Raw genomic sequence first — 9,394 nt, forward strand, 5'->3', positions numbered from 1 at the left:
GTCTATCCTGCAACGCCAACTAACCATCGCCTTGAACCTCAATAGTATAACTGTAGCCCTGTTCAGTCAGAAACAGTTGGCGGTGTCGCGCAAAATCCTCCTCGCAAGTTTGTAGCGATACTAATGTATAAAAACTCGCAGTATGTCCGTCAGATTTGGGCCGGAGAATTCGTCCCAAGCGCTGCGCTTCTTCTTGGCGAGAACCATATTTACCTGATACTTGAATCAACACATCGGCATCGGGTAAATCGACGGCAAAATTGCCCACGCGAGATAGAATTAATCCGGGAATCTCTTTGTGACGGAATGCTTCGTACAGCCGATCGCGCTCAACCTGTTTTGTCTTCCCCGTAATCAGCGGCAAATCGGTAACTCGGGCGATCGCATCCAACTGTTCGAGATACTCACCAATAATTAAAATACGGTGTCCCGCCTCCTTTTGCAACAAACCTTGCACCACATCCAACTTACCCGGATTTTCCGCAGCAATCCGAAACTGGCTGCGGCGCGGCGCTAGGGCATATTCCATTTTTTCCGCCTCATTTTGAGCGACGCGGATTTCGGTACAATTGGCAGTAGCAATAAATCCCTGTCCTTCCAATTCCCGCCAAGGTACGTCGTAGCGCTTGGGGCCAATTAGGGTAAACACATCGCCTTCCTTCCCGTCTTCGCGAATCAATGTCGCAGTCAAACCTAACCGCCGTCGCGCTTGTAAGTCGGCGGTAATCCGAAATATCGGTGCGGGTAATAGATGAACTTCATCATAGATAATCAGTCCCCAGGATTGCGCGTTAAATAACTCAAAGTGGGGGAATTCATCATCTTTAGTCGATCGATAACTGAGCATTTGGTAAGTCGAGAGAGTTACAGAAGCCGTTTTTTTGCTGTTGCTGCTGTACTCCGCGATCGCATCTTCAGTTAAACTCGTCTTGTCCAATATTTCCCTGCGCCACTGGTGCACCGAAGTCAAACTGCTGGTGAGAATCAGTGTCTTTTGCTGCACCAAACTCATCGCAATCATCCCCACAATCGTCTTACCAGCCCCGCACGGTAGGACGATCGTACCGCTGCCGCCTCTAACCTCTCCTCCTTGATAGAATGCCTCTACGGCTTCCTTTTGATAGGCGCGCAAATTAAAGGGTAAGTCGCTTCCTAAAGTGCGATCGCGCAACGCAATCGCCAACTCGGCACCCTCGACATATCCAGCCAAATCTTGGGCCGGATAACCTACTGCTAGCAAAGCTTGTTTGAGTACACCGCGATTCCCCGCATCGACTTGAAAGCAAAGATCCGAAATCCGCTTACCTAACAGCGGTTTTACACGCTCGTCCCGCACTAGCAACTCCGTCAGCGGGCGATCGACAATCCGCAGTTGTAAATCGGGATTTTCCGCATCAATCCTTTCAATTACCGTCAATCCGTAGCGCGTACCGAGCAGTTCAATTTCCTGCGCTACCGATTCGGGAATATCATATTTAGCATACTTTCGCAGCGCTGCGATCATCAATTCAACTAACATTCCCGCCGCCCGCGCATTCCACACGCTGAGGGGCGTGATGCGATAGGTGTGGATGTGTTCGGGACTTTTGATTAATTCGGCAAAAGGTGCGATCGCTTCTCGTGCTAATTTCGCTGTAGGAGCGTGAACTTCTAGTAAGATTGAGCGATCGCTCTGCACGATTAAAGCATTTTCAGGAACGTAACTCATAAGAAGGAAGTTCGGCAACGGATTTTGTAAGGGATGTAACGGATGTAACGGATTGAATGAAGAAAGAAAGAAAGAAAGAAAGAAGTTTGCTCGATCAGAAATGTTTTGTTTATTTGTTCCAGTCTACGTGAAAGGTGCGTCGCGATCGAGATTGTTGATTTTTTTAGGGCTTTATCGCCAGCGACGCACCCTACAAATACTGCTGTTTTTTCACCAGTGATTACCGTAGGGGCGAAGCACCTGACGGCAGTAAATATCAGACGATAGTCAATAAGTTATGTACCGTCAGGTGCTTCGCCCTCTGACAAAGTGAGATGGATTCGTTATCGATCGCATCTTAACCCAGGCTAATGCAGCAACAGCTTATTTCTCCGACTGTGGCAAAACATAACCCATTTGCCGCAGGGCGGTGCGAAATTTCGTTTCCTGGCCCAATGGAACCGCTAAAGTGCGATCGCCCGCCAACTGACAGAACTTTTTAGTACGGGAATCATTGGCAATCAGCAATGCTAAATGGGCGGTAGTACATTCAATTAACCTGACACTACCTATATCTTGCACGCTATGCGATCGCTCTGTCACATCCGTCAGAAATTGTTGCACAGTTTGCGGCAGCGGTTCAATACTCCTGGCGTCCAAAAACTCTGTAAACTCGGCTAATGGATATCTGTTTTCAATGGCTGCAAAGATTTTTGGGCGATCGAGTCGCCACACAACATCCGAAACTTTCTTAGTATAGATATCCAGGACGATCGCATCAGATGTCTCGACACCATCTCCCGCCGCAATAATTTCTAGATTCGGCAATACCCGCAGCGTTTGACGAACCTCAATTGCTGGCGGAGTATACTTATCCGTCAACTCCAAACAATAAGCCCCCAAAGCCGTCAAGCGAAAATATACTAAGCCATCATAACGACTTAGAAATTCCAGATTGTCCGTTCCCCAAAGATAGTCATAATCGGATGGTATGAGTGACGGATCGACATATGCAACATCAATGATTCCCAAAGTAGCAGCATACTCAAACAAAAAACAGCGCATATATCGTTCTTCCAGAATCGGCCAACTATAGCCACCCAATTCTGATAAGTTTCCATACCCAGCTTCACCAATATACAGATAGTAGGGTTCCTCAGTCACATCAAAGCTATGGCCCGTTGCGACTAGATATCCACTAAAATCATGAAACATAATCCACTTACCCACAGGACATTCTGCGAGCACAGAGACGATCGCATCTCTCCGCCACGTCACATCCGTCATCCCACTTGCACCCCTCCCAGTTTGTCCTTTGATCGCATCAATGCGGCGAAATTCATCAAAAGTCTTTGTCTTCAACCAGCGCTTCCATACTGTCTGTAAACCTTTGGCGGGTGATTCTTGTAGAGCTTTCTGTCCCGCTTTCGTCAAAACTAGCTTTTTGCCCGATCGTTCCGCGAACTTGCTCCCTTGGGCGATCATTATCCAAGCAAAGGGCTTGATGCTACCGATTTCAGCGAATACTTCATCATCGTAGTCGCTATCCTTGGCTAGGGTAATTTGACGCTGTTCCTCATTATAAAAATCACCGCCTTGCAATATAGAGGCGATCGCCTTTACACTTCCAGCAGTAGGTAAAGCAGTTTTCTCGCTAACAGCAACTTTACCCGACTGAATCAGACGCAAAACGGCGGCAAAATCCTTTTTAGCTGCCAACTGCGTTTCACAAGAAGCCAAGGGAATCTCGTATTCTTCTATCTCCTTTTCTCCTGTACTATAGTTATGTCTTTGAACGCGGAGTTTAACAGAATTTTGTATTGTTTCACCAGCATTATCTAATGTGGCTTCTTTGGGCTTTGGTACAAATTTCAGCAATTCTTCTTCTAGATCGTAGGGTATCTGCCTGCCATAAATAAACAAGCATAGCAGTGATGGTTCTCTGCTACTTCCATAGCGATCGCTTGTTCCAAGATTTGCTGGTTCTCCGTATTTGGCGCTAAATATCTCAGGAAAATAAACACCATCCTCTCCATGTATAACTTCAGCTACAGCCGCTTTTTGAAGATCGTCTAATTTCGCCCACAGCTTCCGAAGGTTCTCTCCCTGCAATTGCGATTTGATTCCATCAACCAGATCCGCTTTACGGGTTAATTTACGAGAATCGGGTAATAATGCTTTGAGCTTTTTTAAATCGTCAACAATTATTCCTTCTAGTGCCTGTTGGAGGCTAATAACGCTATCTATGCTTGGGTAACGCGACATAATGTTTGACAATGCGCCCGCTTCAAAATTATTTTAGCAACCCAAATATAACAACTTTACCGGATAGAAAATTTGAATTTTTGTTACAACAAATTGAAGAAATCTGGTTAAACAGCTACGGATGTACCGGAATGGTGCATAGGCTATTTGTTTTAAATTTTAAGGGAATATTCCCTACCCTAAAATTACCCGGTTCAACAGTCGTTATCCAGTCTTTCGTTAGTTTATCACATCTTTGCTTTTAATCATTGGAAGCTGGCTGCTTTTTTCTGCCAAACAAACCCGACATACTTAAACCTGTAACTAGCAAGCCGAGCATTCCCAATCCGTTTAAAATTGGGTAAATTGCTTGCAAGTGAAAGATTTCGCCTGTATGAATTTTCAACAAAAATCTCGATGAAATTTCTATACCTAGGGGCCACTCTCGCAGCATTGTGATAGCCATTCCAGTCAAAACGGTCAGCGCGATCGGCAAAGCAACAATAATGCCTATAATCCGGTGGTACTTGCGAAATCCTCTATTCATAGTGGTTGAAAGTTTTGGAAGACTGAGGTGATCTGAGAAAGCATGGTTAAGTGCTTGTTTCTGAAAACTGCTAACACAGAACTAGAACCAAGCACTCAGCGATTAAAGTTAGGACTTAGGAATGCTATTGATAGTTTTTTCTAGTGACTGCAATTGAGCCAGCACTTGGTCTTTACTCGGCTGAGACTTTTTGAGTTCTGTCATGACTTTTTCTGTAGTTTCTTCAACTGCATCGTAGCTTTTAGGAGATGTTTTTTTGATGCCGTCTTCTACTTTCTTCCAGGCATTCTCGAAGTTGTCAAATTCAGTTTTGGCTTTGGTAAAATTACCAGTCTGAACTGCTGCTTTGGTATTGGTAACTACACTCACCAACTCTGCATAGCTAGCGGGAGATGCTGCTTTGTCAGATGTACTCACAGCACTAGCAGCAGGAATCTGTGAAGGTGAAGTCTTCGGAGTGGAAGCTTCTTGGGCGCCGCCGCAACCAGTCAAAGCTATAAGGGTGACGGCACTAGCCACAAGAATGTGATTTAAACGAGCCATGAACGATCCTCATAAAAATTAATACTACCATCTATTTTGGCACAAAACCAGGAGAGCGATCGCTCTCCTAGTTTTGTGCGATTCCTACAATTAATCAGACTTAGCAGCACAAGCAAGATGCTTGTACTGCTAACTTGCTGATTTTCTAGATGGTTCCGAAACTAAAAAAATGGTTTCCGCAATTTAGATAATCTGCTAACTCGCAGGATTTAACAACCTAGAGCCTCTAGCGAAATGTTACTTTACCGAAACTGACAGAGTGTAACTAGCGCCTCCTCGTTCTGTACCGACATCAATCTGATAGTCTCCTGTTTTAGAGACTACTCCCGACCAGCTTTTTGATTCTTTAATTGTCGTCTTTTTGCTCGCATCTATGACGTTAAACACAGCATTTTTTTCAACTGATTTGACGTTAATTTTGATTTTTTGCCCTTTTTGAACTGCGATCGAATAACTATTGACCGTGCCGCGCGCTACTGCTCCTTTGATTTCCGTTGAATGAGCGCCTTTTCGGAACTGGATTCGCTGTTAGACAGCAGCTAAAACAGCAGGTTTTTCTGAGATAGCTGCGGGGGAAACTAGGTTAGATAGAGCTTTTACTGAAGACGGAAAAATCAGCGAGGCACTTAAGCCGATTATCAAAAGATTTATCTGGTATTTAAAACTTTTTGCTGGTTTGTTCATGGGAGTTTAACAGTAAGACTGAAATTTGTTTACTTGTAAAATTATAGCTGACAGCGGCTATCTGCGTGCGATCGCCCTTAGCGCCAACTTGATTGGAGTGGAAACCCCGGGATGTGAGATAATTTTAGGCGATCGAGACTGTCGATTTTCCATTTTCCGATTTGAGATTTTAGATTAAACACGCTTGATTTGACATACTCACCGGCCTGAAGGCGCGGTGATTCTTGACGCTTCACCGACTGATGCAACCGAAGTTGTCTTACTCTGTCTCTGCGTCCATTTAGAGTCGTGGCAATGCCCGATCCCGACTTTGTTTATATTCTTGGCTGCATTCTCATCCCGATCTTGTTCAATACCACAACTTAGGCAAAGTATTGAGCGAATAGAAAGGTCTAATTTACCCCATTTAAAACCACAATCCGAGCAAATCTGGCTGGTAGGCTCCCATCGACTAATTACTCTAAACTCACGACCAAATTTATCAGATTTCGCCTCACACAAAACTCGGAATTCGTACCATCCTTGCTGACTAATTGCTCTCGACAGTTTGCGGTTTTTGACCATCCCTGACACATTGAGGTCTTCCAAAATAATAGTTTGGTTTTCACTTACTACTTTGGTTGATAATTTATGCAAGAAATCTTTGCGCAAGTCAGCAATTTGATTGTGCAGTTTGGCAATTCTGATTCGAGTTATATTTCTACGTTTTGAGTCTTTGGGCTGCCGTGCCAGCTTTTTTTGGAGTTTACGAACTTTGCGGTCTAACTCTTTATAACTAGGACTTTCGGCTTTTTCACCATTGCTCATCACCGCAAAAGTTTTCATCCCCAAGTCAATACCGACGCTTTGGTTTTTGGCATCAATATTAATGGGTTCAACTTCTACGACAAAACTGAGGAAATAGCGATTAGCGCAGTCTTTGATGATCGTTACTGAACTAGGGTCTGATGGTAATTGTCTCGACCAAATTGGTTTGACAATACCAATTTTGGCTAAATAGACACCGCCATTTTCCTTCATGGAAAAGCCACGACGGGTAAGTCTTGCCGATTGGCTGCTAGTCCTCTTTTTGAACTTGGGATAGCCTACCTTACGCCCTTTTCTCTTTCCCTTACAAGCATCAAAAAAGTTCTTGAAAGCCGTTTCTAAATCCGCTACAGACTGCTGCAAGGGGACACATGACACATCCTCTAGCCATGCACGTTCAAGAGTCTGTTTTGCCTGAGTAATTACTATTTTTTGGAGTTCTGCCGATTTGGGTTTCTTCTCGGATTGTTTACACAGTGCAAGGGCATCATTCCAGACTACACGCACACAGCCAAACAACTGAGCCAAGCTCTGTCGTTGTTGCTCTGTTGGGTAGAATCTGTATTGATACCTTGCTTTCATTGCTTCCTCTCATTGACTCTTTCTAATTCTACTACATTACCTGTTAAAATTAGGACAAATTAAAGCCGTCCTAAAAGGACGGGGCTTCAGACCCATTTCTTTGGTGAGATAATTCAGTTGCGATCGCAAATTACAGATTACTGCACAGTCGCCAGCGGGTGAGGTACAGTGAAAACACCCGCAGCGCGGTGTCACCCCCAAAAATTGTACAATTCCTAATTATCACAAACCAGACTATATGACCCAACAGCCAACCATCACCTACCGCACCGAAAGCGACTCGATGGGAGACAAACAAATCCCATCTACTGTTTATTACGGCATCCAAACTCTGCGCGCCGTTGAAAATTTTCCGATTAGCGGTATCAAACCTTTATCAACTTACGTCGATGCTTGCGTTTTAATTAAAAAAGCTGCGGCAATTGTCAACGGTAAACTCGGCTGCATTCCTGAAGATATCAGTCAAGCACTGATCGCAGCAGCCGATGAAGTTTTAGCAGGAAATTTGCGCGATCAGTTTGTCGTTGATGTCTACCAAGCTGGCGCTGGAACTTCTCACCACATGAACGTTAATGAGGTTCTCTCCAATCGCGCTTTGGAAATTATGGGCGATCGCAAAGGCAATTACAACCGCGTCAGTCCCAACGATCATGTAAACTACGGTCAATCGACCAATGATGTGATTCCGACTGCGATTCGGATTGGGGGATTGTTGGCTTTGGAAAAAACTTTGTTCCCCGCTTTGTTGGGGGCGATCGCATCCTTGGACAAAAAAGCCGTAGAATTCCATGATATCGTCAAATCCGGCCGCACTCACCTACAAGATGCCGTCCCGGTGCGACTCGGCGAAACCTTCCGCGCTTGGGCGCAAATTCTGCGAGAACACAACGCCAGAATTACCGCTGCTTCCGGCGATTTGACATCCTTGGGATTGGGCGGCAGTGCAGCCGGAACAGGCTTAAATACTCACCCAGAATACTGTGAAAAAGTCGCTCAAATCCTCGCAGAGTTAATCCAAAAACCTCTGAAACCAGCACCGCATTTAATGGCAGCGATGCAGAGTATGGCACCGTTTGTAAATGTCTCTGGTGCACTGCGAAATCTCGCTCAAGATTGCGTTAAAATATCCCATGACTTGCGTTTGATGGACTCCGGGCCAAAAACTGGTTTTAAGGAAATTCAACTGCCTCCGGTGCAACCTGGTTCGTCAATTATGCCCGGGAAATACAATCCTGTGATGGCAGAAATGACATCAATGGTCTGTTTTCAAGTTATGGGTTACGATAGCGCGATCGCCCTTTGTGCCCAAGCAGGACAATTAGAATTGAACGTGATGATGCCCCTGATCGCCTACAATCTGATTCACAGCATCGAAATTTTGGGTAACACCATCAGCGCCCTGACAACCAAATGCCTCGACACAATTGAAGCAAAGGGCGATCGATGTCTCGCCTACGCAGAAGGCAGTCTCGCCCTCGTTACCGCCCTCAATACTCACATCGGCTATCTCAACGCCGCCGCCGTCGCCAAAGAATCTCTCGAAACAGGCAAATCTTTGCGGCAAATTGTCCTAGAACGCGGTTTAATGAATCCAGAAGAGTTGGCAAAAGTTCTAGATTTAGAGAAAATGAGTGCGATGCCAGAATACCCGGCGGTTGAAACCGCGTCTATAGAAACAAAACCCGCCGACGCGGGTTGAAGGCCTGGCGGTTAAAATTACATTATTTTCTTTACATCACGGAGGTAGACTACTCTTCAAGAAGGCTAATGCCTACGTTTGTTTAGACGCAGTTTCAACCGTACGTCCTATCTTTTCAATTCTAAATTTTGGGAGAACAATTTATGCGCGCTGGTTCATTTGCCCAATTAAATCAAGATAAAGAGAACACAACTCAAGTCACATTTCATTATGTGGAAGGTCACACAGAAACCTTTACTATTCCGATGCCTGCACAAGAATTTCAAGAGGAAGTGCTGCATTTATTAAGTCAACCTTGGTTGACTTTTCATTTGGTCGATCAAACCGTTTTTATCTGCACTGCCCGGTTGGTAAAAGTGGAAGTAAAACCGTCTATTCCCGAACTTCAAGGTCAAGGAATATTCCCTAATTCGCTGCGAGTTAGTACCATGCAGCGGGCTGCTGCTGGTAGGTTGCCGATGTCTACATAAAAATAAAAAGTCATTGGGAATTTTGTAGTGGTAAGGTGCGCACTGCGCACCCTACAAGTAGAGTGCTTGCACCTAGGATTCAGTAAGGTGTGCACTGCGCACCCTACAAGTAGAGTGTTTGCATCTATGAT

Annotated in this window: 10 protein-coding genes; 3 read left to right on the forward strand and 7 right to left on the reverse strand. The window is 44.9% G+C overall.

The window, feature by feature from the left end; translation table 11 throughout:
• Positions 1-19 precede the first annotated feature (19 nt).
• From QT974_RS21510 to QT974_RS21535, 6 genes are all read right to left on the reverse strand, one after another.
• Positions 20-1,708, reverse strand: coding sequence for a DNA repair helicase XPB (locus tag QT974_RS21510; protein ID WP_333470455.1), 1,689 nt, complete (start codon positions 1,706-1,708; stop codon positions 20-22).
• A 363-nt stretch (positions 1,709-2,071) separates the two neighbouring features.
• On the reverse strand, positions 2,072-3,952 hold the full coding sequence (locus QT974_RS21515; protein ID WP_333470456.1) for a hypothetical protein: 1,881 nt from the start codon (positions 3,950-3,952) through the stop codon (positions 2,072-2,074).
• Between the two features lie 241 nt (positions 3,953-4,193).
• Entirely contained in the window at positions 4,194-4,478 is a 285-nt protein-coding gene (locus tag QT974_RS21520; protein WP_333470457.1) for a peptidase, read from the reverse strand.
• Positions 4,479-4,586: 108 nt separating this feature from the next.
• Positions 4,587-5,021 carry a hypothetical protein gene (locus QT974_RS21525; RefSeq protein ID WP_333470458.1) on the reverse strand — a complete coding sequence of 145 codons (435 nt, stop codon included), beginning with the start codon at positions 5,019-5,021 and terminating at the stop codon, positions 4,587-4,589.
• Positions 5,022-5,258: 237 nt separating this feature from the next.
• The gene (locus QT974_RS21530) at positions 5,259-5,408 is read right to left on the reverse strand and encodes a hypothetical protein (RefSeq protein WP_333470459.1); all 150 of its coding nucleotides are present in this window, start codon (positions 5,406-5,408) and stop codon (positions 5,259-5,261) included.
• Positions 5,409-5,549: 141 nt separating this feature from the next.
• A complete protein-coding gene (locus QT974_RS21535) occupies positions 5,550-5,705 on the reverse strand; it encodes a hypothetical protein (protein ID WP_333470460.1) in 156 nt (51 codons plus the stop codon).
• A gap of 25 nt (positions 5,706-5,730) precedes the next feature.
• Here QT974_RS21535 and QT974_RS21540 point away from each other — a divergent pair, with 25 nt between their 5' ends.
• Entirely contained in the window at positions 5,731-5,883 is a 153-nt protein-coding gene (locus QT974_RS21540; protein ID WP_333470461.1) for a hypothetical protein, read from the forward strand.
• 20 nt (positions 5,884-5,903) lie between these two features.
• Here QT974_RS21540 and QT974_RS21545 read toward each other — a convergent pair whose 3' ends face one another.
• The gene (locus tag QT974_RS21545; protein WP_333470462.1) at positions 5,904-7,094 is read right to left on the reverse strand and encodes an RNA-guided endonuclease InsQ/TnpB family protein; all 1,191 of its coding nucleotides are present in this window, start codon (positions 7,092-7,094) and stop codon (positions 5,904-5,906) included.
• Between the two features lie 238 nt (positions 7,095-7,332).
• Between QT974_RS21545 and QT974_RS21550 the strand changes: the two genes are divergently transcribed.
• Positions 7,333-8,793, forward strand: a complete 1,461-nt coding sequence (locus tag QT974_RS21550) for an aspartate ammonia-lyase (RefSeq protein ID WP_333470463.1) — start codon at positions 7,333-7,335, stop codon at positions 8,791-8,793.
• Between the two features lie 143 nt (positions 8,794-8,936).
• Positions 8,937-9,263, forward strand: coding sequence for a hypothetical protein (locus tag QT974_RS21555; RefSeq protein ID WP_333470464.1), 327 nt, complete (start codon positions 8,937-8,939; stop codon positions 9,261-9,263).
• Positions 9,264-9,394: the final 131 nt, after the last annotated feature.

Source organism: Microcoleus sp. BM001215392 (assembly GCF_036700185.1).
Taxonomy (GTDB): domain Bacteria; phylum Cyanobacteriota; class Cyanobacteriia; order Cyanobacteriales; family Microcoleaceae; genus Microcoleus.